This window comes from Pseudomonas phytophila (genome assembly GCF_025643095.1).
GTDB classification, from domain to species: domain Bacteria; phylum Pseudomonadota; class Gammaproteobacteria; order Pseudomonadales; family Pseudomonadaceae; genus Aquipseudomonas; species Aquipseudomonas quasicaspiana.
In genome coordinates this window covers 552,151-572,780 of the sequence record NZ_CP081201.1, presented here as the reverse complement: position 1 = coordinate 572,780, position 20,630 = coordinate 552,151, and the positions used below count along the sequence as shown (strand labels likewise).

General features: G+C 55.7%; 16 protein-coding genes and 1 pseudogene. 9 read left to right on the top strand and 8 right to left on the bottom strand.

Annotation, left to right across the window (positions count from 1 at the left end):
- Nucleotides 1–31: 31 nt before the first annotated feature.
- From K3169_RS02585 to gbcA, 3 genes are all read right to left on the bottom strand, one after another.
- A complete protein-coding gene (locus K3169_RS02585) occupies nucleotides 32–1,717 on the bottom strand; it encodes an ABC transporter ATP-binding protein (RefSeq protein WP_263269854.1) in 1,686 nt (561 codons plus the stop codon).
- Nucleotides 1,718–1,731: 14 nt separating this feature from the next.
- Nucleotides 1,732–2,916 carry a YcaO-like family protein gene (locus K3169_RS02580; RefSeq protein WP_263269853.1) on the bottom strand — a complete coding sequence of 395 codons (1,185 nt, stop codon included), beginning with the start codon at nucleotides 2,914–2,916 and terminating at the stop codon, nucleotides 1,732–1,734.
- An 868-nt stretch (nucleotides 2,917–3,784) separates the two neighbouring features.
- A complete protein-coding gene (gene gbcA / locus K3169_RS02575) occupies nucleotides 3,785–5,083 on the bottom strand; it encodes a glycine-betaine demethylase subunit GbcA (RefSeq protein WP_027899826.1) in 1,299 nt (432 codons plus the stop codon).
- 319 nt (nucleotides 5,084–5,402) lie between these two features.
- On the opposite strand from gbcA, the gene gbcB reads away from it, so the two are divergent.
- Nucleotides 5,403–6,503, top strand: a complete 1,101-nt coding sequence (gbcB, locus tag K3169_RS02570; protein WP_263269849.1) for a glycine-betaine demethylase subunit GbcB — start codon at nucleotides 5,403–5,405, stop codon at nucleotides 6,501–6,503.
- Nucleotides 6,504–6,625: 122 nt separating this feature from the next.
- Here gbcB and K3169_RS02565 read toward each other — a convergent pair whose 3' ends face one another.
- The 3 genes and pseudogenes from K3169_RS02565 to K3169_RS29670 form a co-directional block, all read right to left on the bottom strand.
- A complete protein-coding gene (locus K3169_RS02565) occupies nucleotides 6,626–7,333 on the bottom strand; it encodes a hypothetical protein (protein WP_263269848.1) in 708 nt (235 codons plus the stop codon).
- Between the two features lie 523 nt (nucleotides 7,334–7,856).
- Entirely contained in the window at nucleotides 7,857–8,720 is an 864-nt protein-coding gene (locus K3169_RS29675; protein ID WP_406644026.1) for a methyl-accepting chemotaxis protein, read from the bottom strand.
- A pseudogene (locus K3169_RS29670) lies at nucleotides 8,712–9,467 on the bottom strand (MCP four helix bundle domain-containing protein); the annotation flags it as partial. The pseudogene K3169_RS29670 and the gene K3169_RS29675, both read right to left, overlap by 9 nt.
- Nucleotides 9,468–9,898: 431 nt before the next feature.
- Between K3169_RS29670 and K3169_RS02555 the strand changes: the two are divergent.
- Both K3169_RS02555 and K3169_RS02550 read left to right on the top strand, forming a co-directional pair.
- Nucleotides 9,899–10,132, top strand: a complete 234-nt coding sequence (locus K3169_RS02555; RefSeq protein ID WP_027899824.1) for a hypothetical protein — start codon at nucleotides 9,899–9,901, stop codon at nucleotides 10,130–10,132.
- On the top strand, nucleotides 10,129–10,431 hold the full coding sequence (locus tag K3169_RS02550; protein ID WP_027899823.1) for a cell division protein ZapA: 303 nt from the start codon (nucleotides 10,129–10,131) through the stop codon (nucleotides 10,429–10,431). The genes K3169_RS02555 and K3169_RS02550 overlap by 4 nt, the downstream gene beginning before the upstream one ends.
- A 147-nt stretch (nucleotides 10,432–10,578) precedes the next feature.
- Here K3169_RS02550 and K3169_RS02545 read toward each other — a convergent pair whose 3' ends face one another.
- The gene (locus tag K3169_RS02545) at nucleotides 10,579–11,619 is read right to left on the bottom strand and encodes a threonine aldolase family protein (RefSeq protein ID WP_027898487.1); all 1,041 of its coding nucleotides are present in this window, start codon (nucleotides 11,617–11,619) and stop codon (nucleotides 10,579–10,581) included.
- A 230-nt stretch (nucleotides 11,620–11,849) separates the two neighbouring features.
- Here K3169_RS02545 and K3169_RS02540 point away from each other — a divergent pair, with 230 nt between their 5' ends.
- The gene (locus K3169_RS02540) at nucleotides 11,850–12,596 is read left to right on the top strand and encodes a conjugal transfer protein TraX (RefSeq protein WP_263269846.1); all 747 of its coding nucleotides are present in this window, start codon (nucleotides 11,850–11,852) and stop codon (nucleotides 12,594–12,596) included.
- A gap of 114 nt (nucleotides 12,597–12,710) precedes the next feature.
- Here K3169_RS02540 and K3169_RS02535 read toward each other — a convergent pair whose 3' ends face one another.
- Complete coding sequence (locus K3169_RS02535; RefSeq protein WP_231678194.1) at nucleotides 12,711–12,932, bottom strand: hypothetical protein; 222 nt, start codon at nucleotides 12,930–12,932, stop codon at nucleotides 12,711–12,713.
- Between the two features lie 246 nt (nucleotides 12,933–13,178).
- On the opposite strand from K3169_RS02535, the gene alaC reads away from it, so the two are divergent.
- The 5 genes from alaC (at nucleotide 13,179) to K3169_RS02510 (ending at nucleotide 20,574) form a co-directional block, all read left to right on the top strand.
- A complete protein-coding gene (gene alaC / locus K3169_RS02530; protein ID WP_027898959.1) occupies nucleotides 13,179–14,396 on the top strand; it encodes an alanine transaminase in 1,218 nt (405 codons plus the stop codon).
- A gap of 304 nt (nucleotides 14,397–14,700) precedes the next feature.
- Complete coding sequence (gene glyA, locus K3169_RS02525) at nucleotides 14,701–15,954, top strand: serine hydroxymethyltransferase (RefSeq protein WP_099267954.1); 1,254 nt, start codon at nucleotides 14,701–14,703, stop codon at nucleotides 15,952–15,954.
- A gap of 17 nt (nucleotides 15,955–15,971) precedes the next feature.
- A complete protein-coding gene (locus K3169_RS02520; protein WP_027898961.1) occupies nucleotides 15,972–17,222 on the top strand; it encodes a sarcosine oxidase subunit beta in 1,251 nt (416 codons plus the stop codon).
- A gap of 14 nt (nucleotides 17,223–17,236) precedes the next feature.
- A complete protein-coding gene (locus K3169_RS02515; protein WP_027898962.1) occupies nucleotides 17,237–17,560 on the top strand; it encodes a sarcosine oxidase subunit delta in 324 nt (107 codons plus the stop codon).
- The gene (locus K3169_RS02510) at nucleotides 17,557–20,574 is read left to right on the top strand and encodes a sarcosine oxidase subunit alpha (RefSeq protein WP_231678196.1); all 3,018 of its coding nucleotides are present in this window, start codon (nucleotides 17,557–17,559) and stop codon (nucleotides 20,572–20,574) included. Before K3169_RS02515 ends, K3169_RS02510 begins: the two co-directional genes overlap by 4 nt.
- The last annotated feature ends 56 nt before the right edge of the window (nucleotides 20,575–20,630 follow it).

Here is a 20,630-nt window from a genome sequence, read left to right as displayed (position 1 = left end):
TCCCACATCAGCATTTAATCTCCCACAGGAATCAGGAGTCGGCTGAGCTAGAAACGATTTGAGCCACCAATTCTGCGATCCGCCCATCACCTTCTAACTCAGACCATGGACCATCAGCGACCACTGACCCCTGCTTTATGACAATGACTCGATCAAATTGTGGCAACGCTTCCAAATCATGAGTTACACAAATCAGCCCGCTGCTTTTGAAGTGGCAAAAAATGACATCCCATACCCGCAACCGTGTGTCTTGGTCCAGGGAGGCGGTGGGCTCGTCGAACAAATTGAAATCCCCCGGGCGGTTAATCAACCGCAACAGCGAAAGCCGCTTCGCTTCGCCCCCGGAGATGTTTTTAGCACCTTCAGAAATGTGCCGATTTTCGACCAACTCCCGCAATTCGAGGTCATCCACGACGTGAGCGAGAACCGAAGATGTCTCGCGGCCGAACAGCACGGATTGCTCAAAAGCACCTTCCAGAAACGCCGCCCCCTGTGGGCAGTAGCGAACACGGCGCAAATACCCCTCAATGTCATGAGGCTGGAGCCGCCGGTCGTTGAAGCCAAGGTGATGCCGCCGGGTCTTTACCACGCCTGCCAGTGATTCCAACAATGTCGTCTTCCCCGCTCCGCTGGGTCCGATGATCGCAACTGATTGCTCACGTTGAAAACGCATAGGCCTGTCAGTTAGCGGACTCATAACCGAAAGACTCAACATCGAAAGGCGGTCTGGGAATGGGGTTTGAAGCACCTGTAGAAGATTCTCTAACGATAAAATCTCCTGAAGTCTTTTCTTATCGACTAAAAACTGATCGAGCGTCCTGTAAGCCTCCGCTAACTGACTAAAGTTATTCAAAAACATCCCAGCAATAGAAAACACCGCAACCAGGCTACCTACGGTCAAATGCGGCGAAGCTGATAACTGATCCTGAACGCCCCAGGCCAGTAAAGCAGTCGTTGAAAGGCCCGTATAAAGAATCCTGATTGACCCGAGAACAGCGCCAGTACTGGCGACCTTCGTAGCCGCTCGCGCGTAGGCCGTGTAACTTTCGTACAGCGGCCCAAGAGCATGGTCACAGGCCTGCTCTAGTTTAACTATTTTTCCAGCATTAAGTGTCTCAAATAGCCTGGAGGAAACCAGATCTTCCTCAGTATTGACAACTAGCAAATAGGGCCTTCTCCAGTTAACCAGATAGTGGTAAAGCAGCATATATCCGATCGATATACCCAGAAGCACTATAAAGAGCGTAAACCCTCCAGCATAGGCAAATACTGCCCCGACCAAAATCAACTCAATGAAAAGTGGAAAACCTGAGGTAATGAAAAAAGTCAGTAGTTTTTCATGAGCGGTGATGCCTCGCTCCACGGCCTTAATCAATCCTCCGAGTCTAAAAGCTGAAAAAGCTTCAAACTCTTTCTCCAGGATAGCTTTGGTCCATTCAATAGATTTTTCCTTCAGCGTCGTCTGCACAAGGCTCACCAGTTGATACGTTTGCAGTGGACTGAAAACAGACTGAAAAATAATCGCTATACACAGCGCTGCAATAAGCCAAAACACACCGGAGGCGGGAACAACGCCTGGAGAAACGAGGCCATCAATAATCTTCCCCAATAAAAGCGCAGGAATGACAGCAACGCCTTTCAGAAGGACCGTTATAGCCGTTGCGCTAAGAAAAAGTCTCTTTTTTGCGAGAAAGGTATCTTTCAAGAAATTGAACATTTTACTAGGTGCCTTTAAGAAAAAGACCTATTAGCATGCAGCAAATGTTGCGGCACCACAGGAATACCGGCTCGAACCAAGTTGAAACGCTCCACACCAGGTATGTATATCTGAGTCACCACGCAACCGTTATCAAATTCAAGCAGTGTTCGACGTAATATCCGCAAGCCGGTAGCAGAAATCTGTTCAATTATATATTCAAGCTGATGCGCGACCGTTTTTTTCCCGGGAGGATCCAGCCGCCTGCATATGTATTCATTATTTCTGAGCACTTCAAGGTCGATCAGCGGCTGTAATTTCAATGACCGATGCATCAATGAATAGGCCTTGAGATCATTGTCCCTCTCTGACTCGTCGAACAACTCCAACGCCTGAAGAAGCTCGGTTGAAGCACGTTCGATCGCTACACGCGCATCTACAGAACATCCAGACCCGATGAGACATACGGGGTACCTGCCATCTGGCCTTTTCGGAATAGCCATACAGAAATAGACACCATAAATGGTATGTGTGAGCAATACTTTCATTCCGTCCACCGAAGCGCGAAGACAGTCTTGACCAAAAAATAATTCGTCCAGTAGCTCCGCACTTGGAGATTTCAGCAGTAGCTTTTCGTGCTGACCGCACAGAGACATTAGGACCTTTGAAAGTGCATGTCTCTCAACAACCTCATTAAGCCCGTGAAGTATCGCTTCATTTTTTGAGCAACCAAATGCAAGACCTGAGTTTGATGAATAGCGATTGAGATAGGAAAGCTCAGGGTGCGTCTCAATTTTATCTCCCAACTCCTTGCATGGCAGTTGAATTACAGCAGGTACTCTTACCTTGCCACCCGTGAGCATGTCATGCATTTCGACGCAGTCGATTGCAGAACGGCTTCTGGGAAGATTAGCGAGCAATCCGTCCATACTGAGCGAAGGCTGACTACGGATATCATCTATAGCGGAGGAAACCAGACCCGTAAGTAAATTATCATCCAGAGCAAAGTGCTCCAGACTTTCAGCCTGCGCACCAATTTTACAAAATATTCCTTTACCGGCACCTTCGGCTACTGTTACGCCGGTTTTGTCTATCAACTTCGATACTGCAACTGTCTTTGAGGCATTTTTGAATTCTGTCGAAAACGAGAAACCTAACGAAGATGCAGCCTGCAGGACTTTTTCCTCAGATGATATTACAGAGAAATCACGCTCAAACATTTTTCGCTCCTTGAAGTAGTGCTTGGGGGTCACCCCCCCAAGCGAGCCCGTGGGCTACACAACATTAGTCATGTGAATAAAACAGAGTCTCACTAGGCAAGAGCCCCCCTACAAACTCATCATTTTTGTTGAACGGAACAATTGCGATTTCAGAACGCTTACGACCCATTTGATGTACTCCATATATTTATGTGAACGGGAATAATTCCCTTCGTGCTCACGGCATGCGCCGCGAGTGGTGTATTGGTACCACTTCGTTCAATAACGTGCCAAGTCGTTTAATATTTTCGACGTCCGATAATGCCGTAGGAAAATTCCAGCACGTTGTAGGAATACATAAGCAACCCCATGCATAACCTCATCTATTCGTGTAGGACTTAGTGTTTAGAGAGGTGCGATATCACAGAAGATGCAAATGCAGAAATTTGTCTTCCAGCGACTACATCAACGGCTTGGGCATCAGGGGGTGCGAGCGGAAAGTCGTGGCTATGCCAACGAAACTACTTGATAGTCACTCTTCAGAACGGTTTTATAAAAGGGATTAGTGACTTCTCCACAATTGCTGTGGGATTGCTCGGTGGATTAGTTATTTACTCGGGCTGGTGATATCCAGAAGGATTAGGCCTGCGGGGATTTGATCAGATGAAAAACAATCTGCGGAAGCTCTTACCAAAAGGTATATAACCACCTGATTTTGGAATGATTTTACCTGTAGGAGCGCGCTTGCCCGCGATTGCGTCAGCACAGGCGATATATTCATCGACCGACAGACCAAATCGCGGGCAAGCGCGCTCCTACAGGTTCTCGTTTGCTTCGCGACAGAGTGGTGTCAGAGACCCCGGGGCCGCTACTACAGGGTTTCAATGCATCACTCGTGATTAACCGCCACACCCTTCAGATACGGCGCGGGCTCGGCACCCATGTTTTCAAGCATGCGGGCGCTGTACCAGTCGATGAAGTTGACCACACCGAACTCATAGGTCTTGGAGTAAGGACCTGGCTGGTAGGCGTCGGAATTGATGCCGCGCTGGTTTTCTTCAGCCAGGCGCCGATCCTGATCGTTGGTCGCGTCCCAGACTTCGCGCAAGCGAGCCACGTCGTAGTCCACACCTTCAACGGCATCTTTGTGTACCAGCCATTTGGTGCTGACCATGGTTTCCTGAGCGCTGATCGGCCACACCGTGAACACGATGATGTGATCGCCCATGCAGTGGTTCCAGGAGTGCGGCAGGTGCAGGATGCGCATCGAGCCCAGGTCCGGGTTTGTGATCCGGCCCATGAGTTTCTTGCAGCCCTGTTTGCCGTCCATGGTCATGGACACCGTGCCCTTGAGCAGCGGCATGCGCACGATACGGTTACGCAAGCCAAAAGCAGCGTGAGCGAACGGGATCTTCTCAGCCTCCCAGGCCGCAGCCGATTCGGCGACGTGATCCTTGAACGACTGGGTCGCACGCGGGTCGGTAACGTCGTCCCACTCCAGCAGTGTGTTGAGCAGTTCTGGATGTGAGCCAGTGCAGTGATAGCACTCGCGGTTGTTTTCCAGCACCAGTTTCCAGTTGGCCTTTTCCATCAAGGTGGTCTGCACCGCCACCTTGGTGTTTTCCATGTCGTACGGTTCCATGTAGTGCTTGAGGGTCTGCAGGAACTCGTCGATGGCCGGCGGGTTTTCCGCGAGGCTGATAAAGATATAGCCGCCCGCGGTTTTCACGTTGATGGGCTTGAGGCTGAAGTTCTTCATGTCGAAGTCATCGCCCATTTCACTGCCCGCGTACAACAGGCGACCGTCGAGCTCGTAGGTCCACTGGTGGTATGGGCACACCAGTTTGGCGACCTTGCCCTTCTCCTTGGTGCACAGACGCGAACCGCGATGGCGGCAAACGTTGAAGAAAGCATTGACCGCGCCATCCGGACCGCGCACCACAACCACCGGGTTTTTGCCGATCTGCAGCGTCAGGTAGTTACCCTTGGCCGGAATTTCGGCGGTCATGCCCGCGATCAGCCACTCTTTGTGGAAGATCTCCTGCATGTCGATTTCAAACAACCGCTCATCACTGTAGAAAGGCTGCGGCAGCGAATAAGTGCGTTCGCGATTCTGCAGCATCTCGGCAGTGGCCTTACGTGCCGGTTCCAGCGGATCGCCCAAGCTCAAGGTTGCGGTGACGTCCATCGTTTGAAGTCCTCATGACCATACGGTTTACGGTCGGCGAATGTGGCTAATACGGTTCTTTGTGGCGTTTGGCACGCAAGACGGCGATTGTTTTGCCGCTCATGCTTTTCGATAAACATTTAGTGGCGAGTGTGGAGTCCGGCGCAGACTTGACCTTATCCATGGGCGACATGGCCGAATCCGTTCCCGACGCGCTAATGCAGGTAATCAGGGGCTGGTCGCGATAAGTACGCCGATGTCGCTGGCAGGTAAGTGGGTGGTCTGCGCCTTACGCAGAATTCGCATCATGAGGCCGGTCGTCGGCCGTTGGAGATTCAGCATGTCCCAAAGCTTCCTGAGCCCGGTAAATACCCAGACATGGGCGAACGGCCGTCACCTGGTTCGTGTCGTCAAAGTGATCCAGGAAACCTGGGACGTGCGCACCTTCTGCTTCATGGCTGACCAGCCAATCATGTTCTTCTTCAAGCCCGGCCAGTTCGTGACCCTGGAGCTTGAAATCGAAGGCGTGCCGGTGATGCGCTCGTACACCATTTCCAGCTCGCCTTCGGTGCCTTACAGCTTCTCGGTCACCATCAAGCGCGTGCCTGGCGGCAAGGTTTCCAACTATCTGCACGACACGCTGCATGAAGGTCAGGAGCTGGCGGTCCACGGTCCGGTCGGGCTGTTTAACGCCATCGACTTCCCGAACCCGAAAATCCTCTACCTGAGTGGCGGCGTCGGCATCACGCCGGTGATGTCCATGGCGCGCTGGTTCTACGACACCAACGCCAACGTCGACATGGTGTTCGTGCACAGCGCCCGCACCCCCAAAGACATCATTTATCACCGCGAGCTGGAGCACATGGCGTCGCGGATCGATAACTTCAGCCTGCACCTGATCTGCGAGAAGCATGGTCTTGGCGAGCCTTGGGCCGGTTATCGCGGGTATCTGAATCAGAAGATGCTAGAGCTGATGGTGCCGGACTTCATGGAGCGCGAGGTGTTCTGCTGCGGCCCGACGCCTTACATGACGGCCGTCAAACGCCTGCTGGAAGCTAACGGTTTCAACATGGCGCAATACCATGAGGAATCGTTCGGCGCGACGCCTCCCGAAGCCCGTGCCGATGCTGTGGAACAAGCCGAAATCGCCGCCGAAGCGCCTGAAGTGGACGCCTCGGATCTGCATCAGGTGGAATTCACCGACACCGGCAAGAGCATTCGCGTGGCACCGGGCGAAACCGTCCACGCAGCTGCGGCCAAGCTCGGCCTGATGATCCCGAAAGCCTGCGGCATGGGTATCTGCGGGACCTGCAAGGTGATGAAGCTCAGCGGCGAAGTGGAGATGGAGCACAACGGCGGGATCACCGAAGAAGACGAAGCAGAAGGCTACATTCTGGCGTGCTGCAGCATTCCGAAGGGGGATGTGCGGATCGAGTATTAATTACCTGAGCGATTGATACAGGTAGGAGCGAACTTGTTCGCGAGGCGGTTTACCTGGCAAAGCAGGTCTGACGCCTCACCAACAAGTTGGCTTCTACAGGAAATCTATAGAGTGGGAGCCTGTCACTCGACCCCATACATCTTCATGCTTGAAGCATTGCCTGGATCGCCACTCACCGGATCGACACGGTAAGAATGTACTGTCGCCCTACCTCCATCCTCCAGGACCTTATCAAACCATGCCTTGGGTACCTTGAATGTCATCGGGACCGAACCAATTGAAATCCTGGTCTCCGAATGATTCGTGTTGTTTGGACCCATAGCACTTGCTGTAATAACGTCGCCAGCCTGAGCCCCCGGATAATCAACCAGCAGTGTCGCGCCGGAGATCGGAAGACTCGAAACAACAATGGAGTCGGCGACAGCTTCCTGTATAACCGGAGCAGGTAACGGCTCCGGAACTGAATCAGTAACTGTATAGTGAGCGGCCTCAGATATAGCAATAACACTATTATCATCCGCCCGCAGAAAGTACTGAAAACTTACAGACCGCTTTCCACTAAAGTACGCTCTAGGCACCTTGAAGGTCAAAGAAATCGCTCTATCCGGAACGACTTGCGTTTCATCGTAGTTGTTGGGAGGCGTCAGTCCCCACGCCTGGACTCTATCCCCTGTCTTGATGCCGTCATAGGCAACGACCAAGGTAGCGCCTTCCGGCTCAAGACTCCCGAAGTCTATAGTGCTCTCACCATCAATCACCTGAGCCTCCAGCACAACGGGCGCTTTCAACTTGACCGGGGCCTTCGATTTTTCATCCTGTTTTATGCTCATTACATATCCCTCTTGAAATTGACACTTGGCCACGAAATATCACACAACGCCGCCAAAGCAAAAGGCTCATTTATGCCGACGTAGAGCGATACTAAACAGGAGGAAATACGGTGTCACTGTCATAACTAACAGGTATCTAATCTGCGCAAAAAAGTAAATAACTGCACAAAGCTATAACTTTCAACGCATTAAAAAACAGCAATGAGTTTGGCTATTTTAGTCATTCCAAAATGTTCTAGCTAACTCTGCAGAAGGGGATGTATCGGGATCGAGCACTCATTATCAGGGACGGCACGTGACCTGTGGGAGCGAATTCATTCCCACATAGACCGCGCTATTCCGTAGGACCGGCCGGGCGGCGTTCCGCTTTAGCTGGGAGGACGTCGGGACATTCGCTAAATATCCCTCGCTAGTGATACCGCCCTCCCGGCTAAAGCCGGTCCTACGGGATTGCAAGTGAACATAGAGTCCCCCACAGGTATTCCAGCCCCGGAATCTGAATCGAATGGGCTGGGTATCGCGCTTACAAACTAAACCGCGAAACCATGCCGTTCAGGTCAACCGCCAACCGGGTCAGCTCGCTGCTGGCAGCACTGGTCTGGGTGGCACCGTCAGACGACTGGGCCGACAGATCACGGATGTTCACCAGGTTGCGGTCCACTTCACGAGCCACTTGAGCCTGCTCTTCGGCGGCACTGGCGATTACCAGATTACGCTCGTTGATTTCCACCACGGCGGTGTTGATGGTGTCCAGCGCCAGCCCTGCGCCTTTGGCGATGCTTAGGGTCGACTCAGCACGCTCGGTACTGTTACGCATTGAGCTGACTGCCTGTTCGGTGCCGCCTTGAATGCTGCCGATCATGCGCTCGATTTCGCTGGTGGACTGCTGAGTACGATGCGCCAAGGCACGCACTTCATCCGCGACCACGGCAAAACCACGACCGGCTTCACCGGCACGCGCCGCTTCAATTGCGGCGTTGAGGGCCAGCAGGTTGGTCTGGTCAGCCAGGCCGCGAATCACATCCAGCACTTTGCCAATGTCACGGGACTCTTCAGCCAGATTACCGATCAGTGTTGCAGTGCTCTGCACGTCGCCGCTCATGCGCTCGATGGCATTGACAGTTTCCTGAACCAGATCACGACCGTCGCCCGCCGAGGCAGTGGCGTTTTTCGAGGCTTCAGAAGTACTGACCGCGTTACGCGCCACCTCTTCCACAGCGCTGGTCATCTGGTTGACAGCAGTAGCGGCTTGTTCGATTTCGTTGTTCTGCTCAGCCAGGCCACGAGCGCTCTCGTCGGTCACCGCATTGAGTTCCTCAGCAGCAGAAGCAAGCTGGGTGGCGGAACCCGAAATACGGGTCAATGTGTCACGCAGCTTTTCCTGCATTTTTTGCATGGCGGCGAGCAAACGACCGGCTTCGTCAGTACCGTCGGCTTTGATCGGGCGAGTCAGATTACCCTCGGCGATGGTTTCGGCGGCTTCAAGCGCTGAAGCAATTGGCTGGGTGATACTGCGGGTCAACAGCCAGGCGAACAGGATGGTCAGGATCGTGGTGATGATCAGCAGGCTAACTACCAGAGTGAATGCCGAAGAATACTGCTCGGCAGCGTCCATGTTGGTATCTCTCAATTCCTTGGCATTGATCTCGACCAGCCTGGCCAGCGCCACGTTCATCTGATCGGAGTTGGCCAGCGTTTCTTCATTGAGCAATTGACCCAACTCATCAATCTTGCCAGCACGACTCAGGCTCTTGATGCGTTCTTCTAGCTGGCGGTACTCCCCTAGCAGTCGCACATACTCGTTGTAGGCGGATTGCTCCTCTGGAGAGGTAATGAATTTTTCATAGACAGCCTGGGCGTCAGTGATTTGCTTGTTACGCATGGCGAACAAATCGATGGTTTTGCTCTGAATGTCCGGCTCACGGTTGATCAATAGACGATAGGACAGAACGCGCAGGCGAATGCTGATTTCGGTGAGTCGGTCCAGACTCTGGATGCTGGGAACGCTGCTTTTGGCGATCTCATCGCCTGCGTCACGGATCTTGCTCATCTGCGACAGCGCAAAAACGCCGAGGACCAACATAAGGGTGCCGATCAAGGCAAAGCCGAGAAACGCGCGGGGCGCAATATTCATGGTGCGTAATGACATGGGTTTTCCCAAAAGAAGAAGCGCATTCCTTGCGTTGAAGTGAATAGAAGAGGTGGTGATGCCTATCGGTTACAGGGTGACGGACTTGAGGCCGATGCACTGAAATCAGGCGTGGCGTAAGGTCGCAGGCTCTTTTCGATATAGCAAAAAGCCATGCAAGTCATTGAAAGGCAACGTTTACAGGGCTTTGAGCAAAAAACACGGGAATATCGAAGACGACATGTTTCTTCGGCCTGGCCCGACTGACGAGCAGCAGGAACCAGATCGGAAAATCACAGTCAACAGGGCCTGTTTATGCACTTGCCTTCAGGGAGGACGCAGCGCGCCAGAACGCCGTTATTTAAGTGGCTTAACTGGTATGCGCAGTGACTTTTCTTTAAGGTGTGCGCCCGTTGAAATTTGCTAGAGAAATCAAAATGTTGGAAGCATCCCTTAGCCAGTTGGAACAACTTGTCAGCGATCTGGTGCAACAAAACCAGCAACTGCAAAGCACAAACGCTCAGCTCAGCACGGAGCTGGCCCAAGCCAGGGATGACAACGACAGTCTGCAACTGAGTCTGATGGAGCAGGAAGAGAAACAAGGTGCCACTGCGGCGCGGATTCAGGCCCTTGTTGACCGCGCGACCAGCGCAAGCGCAGTCAGCGCATGAGCACTGACAGAAACGGGGTGACGGTCGTTTCGATTCTCGGCAACGACTATTCGATCAAGGCCCCGGCCGGTGAAGAGCAAACCCTGCAGCAAGCCACCGCATTGCTGCGCGCATCGCTGGCCGATACCAAGCGCAAATACCCGACGCTGATTGGCGACCGCCTGCTGGTGCTGGCCGCCCTTAACCTGTGTTCGCAGCAGATCGAGCTCAAACAGCAACATCAGGTCGAGCTGGACCTCTGCCGCGAGAAGGTCGATGCGACGGTGGAAGCGATTTCGAAGACGATTGCGCAGAACTAAACCCTGATTCAAATTTGAAATGCGGGCTCCATGTGGGAGCCGAGCTTGCTCGCGATAAGGGGCAGCGCGATCTAATCTAAACCGCATCCAGTCTTAATCGCGAGCAAGCTCGGCTCCCACAGGTTGCATTCCAACTGAGTTCTCGCGTTAAGCCCCCATCACCAACCGGATATCCGCGGCCAACTCACGCACGCGGGCCTCCTCGGTGTCCCATGAGCACATGAAGCGCGCGCCGCCATTGCCGATGAAGGTGTAGAAGCGCCAGCCCTTAGCGGTCAGTGCCGCAATGGCAGGTTGTGACAATTGCAGGAATACACCGTTAGCCTGGACCGGGAACATCAGTTCAACACCCGGAATGTCCTTCACCAGCGACGCCAGCAATTGCGCGCAATGGTTGGCATGATTGGCGTGTTTGAGCCAGGCATCACCCTCCAGCAGCCCAACCCAGGGTGCTGACAGGAAGCGCATCTTCGATGCCAGTTGCCCGGCCTGCTTGCAACGGTAATCAAAGTCTTCAGCCAGCTTGTGGTTGAAGAACAGAATCGCCTCGCCCACCGCCATGCCGTTCTTGGTGCCACCAAAGCACAGCACATCGACACCCGCCTTCCAGGTCAGCTCAGCGGGTGAGCACTCCAGAAAGGCACAGGCGTTGGCAAATCGCGCGCCGTCCATGTGCAGATTCAGATTCAACTCTTTGCAGGTTGCGCTGATCGCCTTGAGCTCTTCTGGCTGGTAAACACTGCCGACTTCGGTGGCTTGGGTCAGGGTCACGACACGAGGTTTGGGGTAGTGAATATCCTGACGCTTGAGCGCCACTTCGCGGATCGACTCAGGCGTCAGCTTGCCCTGTTCGCTGCGTGCAGTGAGCAGCTTGGAGCCGTTGGAGAAGAACTCCGGAGCGCCGCATTCGTCAGTTTCGACGTGAGCGGTTTCCGAGCAGATAACGCTGTGATAGCTCTGGCACAACGAAGACAGGGCCATTGAGTTGGCGGCCGTGCCGTTGAAGGCGAAGAACACTTCACAGTCGGTTTCAAATAATTTACGGAATTGATCCGAGGCACGCGCGGTCCATTCGTCATCGCCATACGCACGTTGATGGCCGTGGTTAGCCTGTTCCATCGCAGCCCAGGCTTCAGGACAGATACCCGAATAGTTATCACTGGCAAACTGCTGGCTTTTATCGGTCATGGCCGAATCCTTGTCATTGATTATGCTGCGCACTGTAGCGAAGATCGCAGGGCTTGGTCATTAGCTGCCTTGTTGCAGATAGCTTTGGTAGGAGCGCGCTTGCCCGCGATGGCGTCAGGTCAGCCGACAAAGATGTTGATTGACCTGACGCCATCGCGGGCAAGCGCGCTCCTACAGGGCTGGTATTAAACCGGCCTCGTTGCGAAGAAACCCCAAAACGCTGGAGAGATATGGATCTATCGAACCCGCCTTACCTGCCCGGACGCGAAAAGGCGCTCGACTTGCTCAAGTGGCTGGCGATGCTGGCCATGGTACTCGACCACTTGCGCTATGTCGGCTGGTCGATAGATGTGCTGTACGTCCCGGGACGCTTGGCCTTCCCTTGGTTCTGTCTGGCGATTGCGGCAAATCTGGGGCGCAAATCCGCGCTGTTTCCTGACCCAAAAGTGCAGTGGCGTTATCTCGGATGGATGCTCTTGTTTGCTGTACTGGCCGAACTCCCCTACCGGCTGTACATGGCGGATGACGTCCACACGCTGAACGTATTGCCGACACTGGTGCTCGGTTTGCTGATCGCCCAAGGCTGGCGACACCGATTGCCTGCAACGCGATTGATGGCGCTCGGTTCGCTGCTGGTCGCCGCTTTATTCCACAAATATTTGATGTTCGGTTTCTTTGGCACGCTGCTGCCGCTGGCGCTCCTGCTTGCGCTGCATCGCCCTCTTTGGCTCGCGCTGGTGCCGGGCGCTATCTGCGTGGCGAGCAATGCCTGGCCGCAGATGTTCGCGGGCGCAGCGTGGGGAGATCCGGTTTCCATCGGCTCGCTAGTTGCCTGCCTGATCGCGCCCATGCTCGGGCTGGCTCTGTTACGGCGTCGTTTGAGCTTTTCCGTCAAACCGATGCGGCGCTGGGCCTATGCGATTTATCCGGTGCATTTTCTGGTGTTGTTGGGCCTAAAACTAAGTCTAGTTGCGTAGCGCTATATCAACACATCTTAAAACAGCAATGAGCAGAGAAAAAACGTCACGCAACCTGATGGTCAGCTCCCAACATCGTAGCGCTGACCCCAAGACAGGTCGCTGTTGGGTCTCTTAGTTCCCAGTCGGCTGGATCGCAATAGTCAATCTCAACTTGCCATCCGGCATTTTTTCAAAGAGTTTATATACAATTTCGTAAAATCTCAGAGGGTTGGAATACTTCAACCTATCTCCCGGATTCATCAAGGGTAGCGCGTCGTGGAAATCGAACTGCGGCAGTCCGGGGACCTCCGCGCCGTCAACATCCTGGACTTTCACTTCGGATACAGAAGCCATTTCTTTATCTCCATTGACTGAGGAATATCTGATGGCCAACTTAAAAAACCAATACCGTCGACAAAGCTATTCAGAACCTCTTCTGCTCACCTGCCAACTGTAAGAAGTAACAGGTTTTCCATTATTCCTGACAGACGGTGCGGCCTGGCTGGACAAGCTGTCAGTGCTCGATTATCTTTCGCCCAGGCCACCGCAGTGGCCAACGTCGCTCGGACGGTTCCGGGCGCTTACGTATCTGAGGCCTCCATGGCAGACTTACCTTCGCCGCGCCGTTTTGCGCGGATCGATCGACTCCCCCCGTACGTCTTCAATATCACCGCCGAGCTGAAAATGGCCGCTCGCCGTCGTGGTGAAGACATCATCGACTTGAGCATGGGTAATCCCGACGGGCCAACCCCACCGCACATCGTCGAAAAACTCGTTACCGTCGCCCAGCGTGAAGACACTCACGGCTACTCGACTTCGCGTGGCATTCCGCGTCTGCGTCGGGCGATTTCCAACTGGTACAAAAAACGCTACGACGTCGATATCGACCCGGAAGAAGAGGCCATCGTCACCATCGGTTCGAAGGAAGGTCTCGCGCACTTGATGCTCGCTACCCTCGATCAAGGCGACACGGTGCTGGTGCCCAATCCGAGCTATCCGATTCATATCTACGGCGCGGTGATTGCTGGCGCTCAAGTGCGTTCGGTGCCACTGATTCCCGGTGTGGACTTCTTCGCCGAGCTGGAAAAAGCCATTCGCGGCTCGATCCCCAAGCCGAAAATGATGATCCTCGGCTTCCCGTCCAACCCGACCGCGCAGTGCGTGGAACTGGATTTCTTCGAGCGCGTGGTTGCGCTGGCCAAGCAATACGACGTGTTGGTGGTTCACGACCTCGCCTACGCCGACATCGTCTACGACGGCTGGAAAGCCCCGTCGATCATGCAGGTGCCGGGCGCCAAAGACATCGCTGTCGAGTTCTTCACCCTGTCCAAAAGTTACAACATGGCGGGCTGGCGAATCGGCTTCATGGTCGGCAACCCGGAGCTGGTCAACGCTCTGGCGCGGATCAAGAGCTACCACGACTACGGCACATTCACACCGCTGCAGGTCGCGGCCATTGCTGCACTGGAAGGCGATCAGCAATGCGTGCTCGATATTGCCGAGCAGTATCGCCAGCGTCGTAACGTGTTGGTCAAAGGTCTCCATGAACTGGGCTGGATGGTCGAGAATCCAAAAGCGTCTATGTACGTCTGGGCCAAAATTCCACCTGCCTACGCCCACCTTGGTTCGCTGGAGTTTGCCAAAAAGCTGTTGGCTGAAGCCAAGGTCTGCGTATCACCGGGCGTCGGTTTCGGTGAGTACGGCGACGACCATGTGCGCTTCGCGCTGATCGAGAATCAGGACCGGATTCGTCAGGCCGTACGCGGTATTCGCGGGATGTTCCGTGCGGATGGGCAGTTGCCGGGTAAAGCCGTTTAATCCCTGTACACTGCATTTTCCTTGTGGGAGCTGGGCTTGCCCGCGATAAGGACACCTCGGTCTATCCGAGAGTTGCGTCGACCTTATCGCGGGCAAGCCCAGCTCCCACATGGATCACATTCCAACCTCACCTCCCGCGTATTTCCCCCTCCTCTCCCACCCATGTCGTAAACGCACCTTTGCGTGGCGCGCGCAGGCATTTGGCGTCTTTGGTCCGGCCCTAGTATCGCTGTCAAAGGGCCCTGCTTAGATGCTGCGGCTCTACCGATAAGTCAGGCGCTACGCCGCCGCTGGGAGAACCGCGATGTTCAGCAAGAATGACCAAATCCAAGGCTATGACGATGCACTGCTGGCCGCGATGAATGCCGAAGAGCAGCGTCAGGAAGATCACATCGAGCTGATCGCCTCGGAGAACTACACCAGCCAGCGCGTGATGGAAGCCCAGGGCAGCGGCCTGACCAACAAGTACGCCGAAGGGTATCCGGGCAAGCGCTATTACGGCGGCTGCGAGCATGTGGATAAAGTTGAAGTACTCGCCATCGAGCGTGCCAAACAATTGTTCGGCGCTGATTACGCCAACGTCCAGCCGCATTCCGGCAGTTCGGCGAACGCCGCGGTTTATCTGGCACTGCTGCAAGCAGGCGACACCGTGCTGGGCATGAGCCTGGCCCACGGTGGTCACTTGACCCATGGCGCTAAAGTCAGCTTCTCCGGCAAGCTCTACAATGCGGTGCAGTACGGCATCGACACCAACACCGGTCTGATCGATTACGACGAAGTCGAGCGCATCGCCGTCGAGTCCAAGCCAAAAATGATCATCGCCGGTTTCTCGGCCTATTCGAAAACCCTCGACTTCCCGCGCTTCCGGGCCATCGCTGACAAGGTCGGCGCTTACCTGTTTGTCGACATGGCTCACGTTGCCGGGCTGGTCGCGGCCGGTCTGTACCCGAACCCGCTGCCCTATGCAGACGTCGTGACCACCACCACTCATAAAACCCTGCGCGGTCCACGTGGTGGTTTGATCCTGGCCAAGGCCAACGAAGAAATCGAGAAAAAACTCAACTCGGCGGTATTCCCAGGCGGCCAGGGCGGCCCGTTGATGCACGTGATCGCCGCCAAGGCCGTGTGCTTCAAAGAAGCGGCGGAGCCAGGCTTCGTCGCGTATCAGCAACAAGTCATCGATAACGCTCAGGCCATGGCGCAGGTGTTCATCGACCGTGGCTACGACGTGGTCTCCGGTGGCACCGATAACCATTTGTTCCTGGTCAGCCTGATCCGTCAGGGCCTGACCGGCAAAGACGCCGATGCTGCTTTGGGTCGTGCGCACATCACCGTCAACAAGAACTCGGTGCCTAACGACCCGCAATCACCGTTCGTGACCTCGGGTCTGCGTATCGGCACCCCGGCGGTCACCACTCGCGGCTTCAAAGTTACCCAATGCATCACGCTGGCCGGCTGGATCTGCGACATCCTCGACAACCTCGGTGATGCCGACGTCGAGGCCAATGTCGCCAGCCAGGTTGCAGCCCTGTGTTCCGATTTCCCGGTTTATAGCTGAGTCAGGAGTAGTTATTCATGCAGCATTACTCAGGCTTCGGCCTTCTCAAACACTCCCTCAGCCACCACGAAAACTGGCAGCGCATGTGGCGCACGCCAACCCCGAAAAAAGTCTATGACGTGGTCATTGTTGGTGGCGGCGGACACGGTCTGGCGACGGCTTACTACCTGGCCAAAGAACACGGCATCACTAATGTGGCCGTGGTCGAGAAAGGCTGGTTGGGCGGCGGCAACACCGCACGTAACACGACTATCGTACGCTCCAACTATCTGTGGGATGAGTCAGCGCATCTCTACGAACACGCCATGAAACTGTGGGAAGGCCTGTCTCAGGACTTGAACTACAACGTGATGTTCTCCCAGCGCGGCGTATACAACCTGTGCCACACCCTGCAGGACATTCGCGACTCAGAGCGTCGGGTCAGCGCCAACCGTCTCAACGGCGTAGACGGTGAGCTGCTCAATGGCAAACAGGTAGCGGAAGAAATCCCGTACCTGGATTGCTCGAAAAACACACGCTACCCAATCATCGGCGCCACCGTGCAACGTCGCGGCGGCGTGGCACGTCACGATGCCGTCGCCTGGGGTTATGCCCGTGCCGCCGATGCGTTAGGCGTGGATTTGATTCAGCAAACCGAGGTCATCGGTTTCCGCAAGGAAAACGGCGTATGCATCGGCGTGGAAACCAACAAAGGCTTCATCGGCGCCAAGCGCGTCGGTGTAGTAACAGCCGGTAACTCGGGACACATGGCGAAACTGGCAGGCTTCCGTCTGCCCGTTGAATCCCACCCGCTGCAAGCGCTGGTGTCCGAGCCAATCAAGCCCATTATCGACAGCGTGATCATGTCCAACGCCGTACACGGCTACATCAGCCAGTCCGACAAGGGTGACCTGGTGATCGGGGCCGGTATTGACGGCTATAACGGCTACGGCCAGCGCGGTTCATACCCGGTGATTGAACACACGATTCAGGCCATCGTCGAGATGTTCCCGGTGTTGTCACGCGTGCGCATGAACCGTCAGTGGGGCGGCATCGTCGACACCACGCCGGACGCTTGCCCGATCATTTCCAAAACGCCTGTCCCGAACATGTTCTTCAACTGCGGCTGGGGCACCGGTGGCTTCAAGGCTACACCGGGGTCAGGCAACGTATTCGCAGCAAGTCTGGCTAAAGGTGAAATGCATCCATTGGCCAAACCTTTCTCCATCGACCGTTTCCACAACGGTGCACTCATTGACGAACACGGCGCTGCCGCTGTCGCCCACTAACAGGAGAAATACTCATGTTGCATATCTTCTGTCCTCACTGTGGCGAACTGCGCTCCGAAGAGGAATTCCACGCTTCAGGTCAGGCCCACATCCCGCGTCCACTGGACCCGGCAGCCTGCACCGACGAGCAATGGGGCGACTACATGTTCTTCCGCGATAACCCGCGCGGGCTGCATCACGAACTGTGGATCCACGCCGCCGGTTGCCGTCAGTACTTCAACGCCACCCGCGATACCGTGACTTACGAAATTCTCGAAACCTACCCGATTGGCGCTAAACCGCAGTTCAGCAACCCTGCGTTTGAGAAGACAGCCAGCGGCGAGGGAGACCAGGTATGAGCCAGACCAACCGACTGCCCAACGGCGGCCGCATCGACCGCAGCAAAGTCCTGAACTTCAACTTCAACGGTCAGACCTATCAGGGCTTTGAGGGCGACACGCTCGCCGCAGCCCTGCTGGCCAACGGCGTTGATGTCATAGGCCGCAGCTTCAAGTATTCCCGCCCTCGTGGCATCTTCGCAGCAGGCTCTGAAGAGCCAAACGCGGTACTGCAGATTGGCGCTACCGAAGCAACGCAGATCCCCAACGTGCGCGCCACGCAACAGGCGCTGTATTCGGGCCTCGTCGCGACCAGCACCAACGGCTGGCCGAACGTGAACAATGACGTGATGGGGATTCTCGGCAAAGTCGGCGGCAAGCTGATGCCGCCGGGTTTCTACTACAAAACCTTCATGTACCCGCAATCGTTCTGGATGACTTACGAGAAGTACATTCGTAAGGCCGCCGGCCTCGGTCGTTCACCGACTGAAAACGACCCGGACACTTACGACGCCATGAACCAGCACTGCGATGTGCTGATCGTCGGTGGTGGCCCAGCAGGCCTCGCCGCTGCTCTGGCGGCCGCTCGCAGCGGTGCCCGGGTGATTCTGGCCGATGAACAGGAAGAATTCGGCGGCAGCCTGCTGGACAGCCGCGAAAGCCTTGATGGCAAGCCCGCTGCTGAATGGGTCGCCACCGTAATTGCCGAGCTGAAAAGCCTGAAAAACGTAGTGCTGCTGCCTCGCGCCACCGTCAACGGCTACCACGACCATAACTTCCTGACCATTCACGAGCGCCTCACCGATCACCTCGGCGACCGCGCACCTATCGGCCAGGTCCGTCAGCGCATGCATCGGGTTCGCGCCAAGCGCGTTGTGCTGGCCACCGGTACTCACGAACGTCCGCTGGTTTACGGCAACAACGATGTGCCGGGCAACATGCTGGCCGGTGCGGTTTCCACGTATGTACGTCGTTATGGCGTAGCGCCGGGCAAAAAACTGGTGCTGTCCACCAACAACGATCACGCCTACCGCGTTGCTTTGGATTGGCTCGACGCCAGCCTGCAAGTGGTAGCGATTGCCGATGCACGTCACAACCCACGTGGCGCACTGGTTGAAGAAGCGCGCGCCAAAGGTATTCGGATTCTGACCGGCAGCGCCGTGATCGAAGCCCGTGGCAGCAAGCACGTCACCGCCGCTCGTGTGGCGGCCATTGATGTAAGGGCACATCGCGTAACAAGCCCCGGCGAATGGCTCGAATGCGATCTGGTCGCCAGCTCCGGCGGCTACAGCCCTATCGTCCACCTCGCCTCGCACCTGGGCGGCAAGCCGGTCTGGCGTGAAGACATTCTTGGTTTCGTACCGGGCGAAGCACCGCAAAAGCGTGTTTGCGTCGGTGGCGTGAATGGCGTCTATGCATTGGGCGACACATTGGCCGACGGCTTCGAAGGCGGCGTGCGCGCAGCCAGTGAAGCCGGTTTCAAAGTGGTCGAAGGCGTTCTGCCGAAAGCCCTGAGCCGCGCTGAAGAGCCGACGCTGGCGCTGTTCCAGGTGCCGCATGACAAACCGACTGCCCGTGCGCCGAAGCAATTCGTCGACCTGCAGAACGACGTCACTGCTGCTGCCATCGAGTTGGCGACCCGTGAAGGCTTCGAGTCGGTGGAACACGTCAAACGCTACACCGCTCTGGGTTTCGGCACCGATCAAGGCAAACTGGGTAACGTCAACGGCCTGGCCATCGCAGCACGCTCGCTGAACGTGACCATCCCGGAAATGGGCACCACCATGTTCCGCCCGAACTACACGCCCGTGACCTTCGGCGCAGTAGCCGGTCGTCACTGTGGGCATATCTTCGAGCCGGTACGTTTCACCGCCCTGCACGCCTGGCACGTGAAGAACGGTGCTGAATTCGAAGACGTCGGCCAGTGGAAACGTCCGTGGTATTTCCCGAAAGGCGGTGAAGACATCCATGCTGCCGTGGCCCGCGAATGCAAAGCCGTGCGTGAAAGCGTTGGCCTGCTGGACGCTTCGACCCTCGGCAAGATCGACATTCAGGGTCCGGATGCGCGCGAGTTCCTCAACCGCATCTACACCAACGCCTGGACCAAGCTCGATGTGGGCAAGGCGCGTTACGGCCTGATGTGCAAGGAAGACGGCATGGTCTTCGACGACGGGGTTACCGCCTGTGTCGCCGACAACCACTTCATCATGACCACCACCACAGGCGGCGCGGCGCGCGTGCTGCAATGGCTGGAGATCTACCAGCAGACTGAATGGCCTGATCTGAAGGTGTACTTCACTTCCGTGACCGACCACTACGCGACCCTGACCTTGTCCGGCCCGAACAGCCGCAAGCTGCTCAGCGAAGTGACTGACATCGATCTGGACCGTGAGGCGTTCCCGTTCATGACCTGGAAAGAAGGTCTGGTCGGCGGCGTTCCGGCACGGGTGTTCCGTATCTCGTTCACCGGTGAACTGTCTTACGAGGTCAACATCCAGGCTGACTACGCCATGGGTGTGCTGGAAAAAATCATCGAAGCCGGCAAGCAGTACAACCTCACGCCATACGGCACCGAGACCATGCACGTACTGCGCGCCGAGAAGGGTTTCATCATCGTCGGTCAGGATACCGATGGCTCGATGACTCCGGACGACCTGAACATGGGCTGGTGTGTCGGCCGCACCAAACCGTTCTCGTGGATCGGTCAGCGCGGTATGAATCGCGAAGACTGTGTGCGTGAGCAACGTAAACAACTGGTCGGCCTCAAGCCGGTTGATCCGAACAAATGGCTGCCCGAAGGTGCGCAACTGGTGTTCGACCCGAAACAGTCGATTCCGATGACCATGGTCGGTCACGTGACCTCCAGCTATGCGGCTAACTCGCTGGGTTATTCGTTTGCCATGGGCGTGGTCAAAGGCGGCCTGAAGCGCATGGGCGAGCGGGTGTTCTCACCGCAGGCGGATGGCAGCGTGATCGAAGCCGAAATTGTGTCCTCGGTGTTCTTCGATCCGAAGGGTGAGCAGCAGAACGTTTGATGGCTAGCCCAGCACCTGTGGGAGCTGGGCTTGCCCGCGATGAACGATGACACGGT

Coding starts and splice junctions, on each gene's coding strand:
- K3169_RS02510 (WP_231678196.1), top strand. CDS start 17,557: ATGAGCCAGACCAACCGACTGCCCAACGGCGGCCGCATCGACCGCAGC.
- gbcB (WP_263269849.1), top strand. CDS start 5,403: ATGTCCCAAAGCTTCCTGAGCCCGGTAAATACCCAGACATGGGCGAAC.
- K3169_RS02520 (WP_027898961.1), top strand. CDS start 15,972: ATGCAGCATTACTCAGGCTTCGGCCTTCTCAAACACTCCCTCAGCCAC.
- alaC (WP_027898959.1), top strand. CDS start 13,179: ATGGCAGACTTACCTTCGCCGCGCCGTTTTGCGCGGATCGATCGACTC.
- K3169_RS02545 (WP_027898487.1), bottom strand. CDS start 11,619: ATGACCGATAAAAGCCAGCAGTTTGCCAGTGATAACTATTCGGGTATC.
- K3169_RS02580 (WP_263269853.1), bottom strand. CDS start 2,916: ATGTTTGAGCGTGATTTCTCTGTAATATCATCTGAGGAAAAAGTCCTG.
- K3169_RS02535 (WP_231678194.1), bottom strand. CDS start 12,932: ATGGCTTCTGTATCCGAAGTGAAAGTCCAGGATGTTGACGGCGCGGAG.
- K3169_RS02540 (WP_263269846.1), top strand. CDS start 11,850: ATGGATCTATCGAACCCGCCTTACCTGCCCGGACGCGAAAAGGCGCTC.
- K3169_RS02550 (WP_027899823.1), top strand. CDS start 10,129: ATGAGCACTGACAGAAACGGGGTGACGGTCGTTTCGATTCTCGGCAAC.
- K3169_RS29675 (WP_406644026.1), bottom strand. CDS start 8,720: ATGCAGGAAAAGCTGCGTGACACATTGACCCGTATTTCGGGTTCCGCC.
- K3169_RS02555 (WP_027899824.1), top strand. CDS start 9,899: ATGTTGGAAGCATCCCTTAGCCAGTTGGAACAACTTGTCAGCGATCTG.
- glyA (WP_099267954.1), top strand. CDS start 14,701: ATGTTCAGCAAGAATGACCAAATCCAAGGCTATGACGATGCACTGCTG.
- K3169_RS02565 (WP_263269848.1), bottom strand. CDS start 7,333: ATGAGCATAAAACAGGATGAAAAATCGAAGGCCCCGGTCAAGTTGAAA.
- gbcA (WP_027899826.1), bottom strand. CDS start 5,083: ATGGACGTCACCGCAACCTTGAGCTTGGGCGATCCGCTGGAACCGGCA.
- K3169_RS02585 (WP_263269854.1), bottom strand. CDS start 1,717: ATGTTCAATTTCTTGAAAGATACCTTTCTCGCAAAAAAGAGACTTTTT.
- K3169_RS02515 (WP_027898962.1), top strand. CDS start 17,237: ATGTTGCATATCTTCTGTCCTCACTGTGGCGAACTGCGCTCCGAAGAG.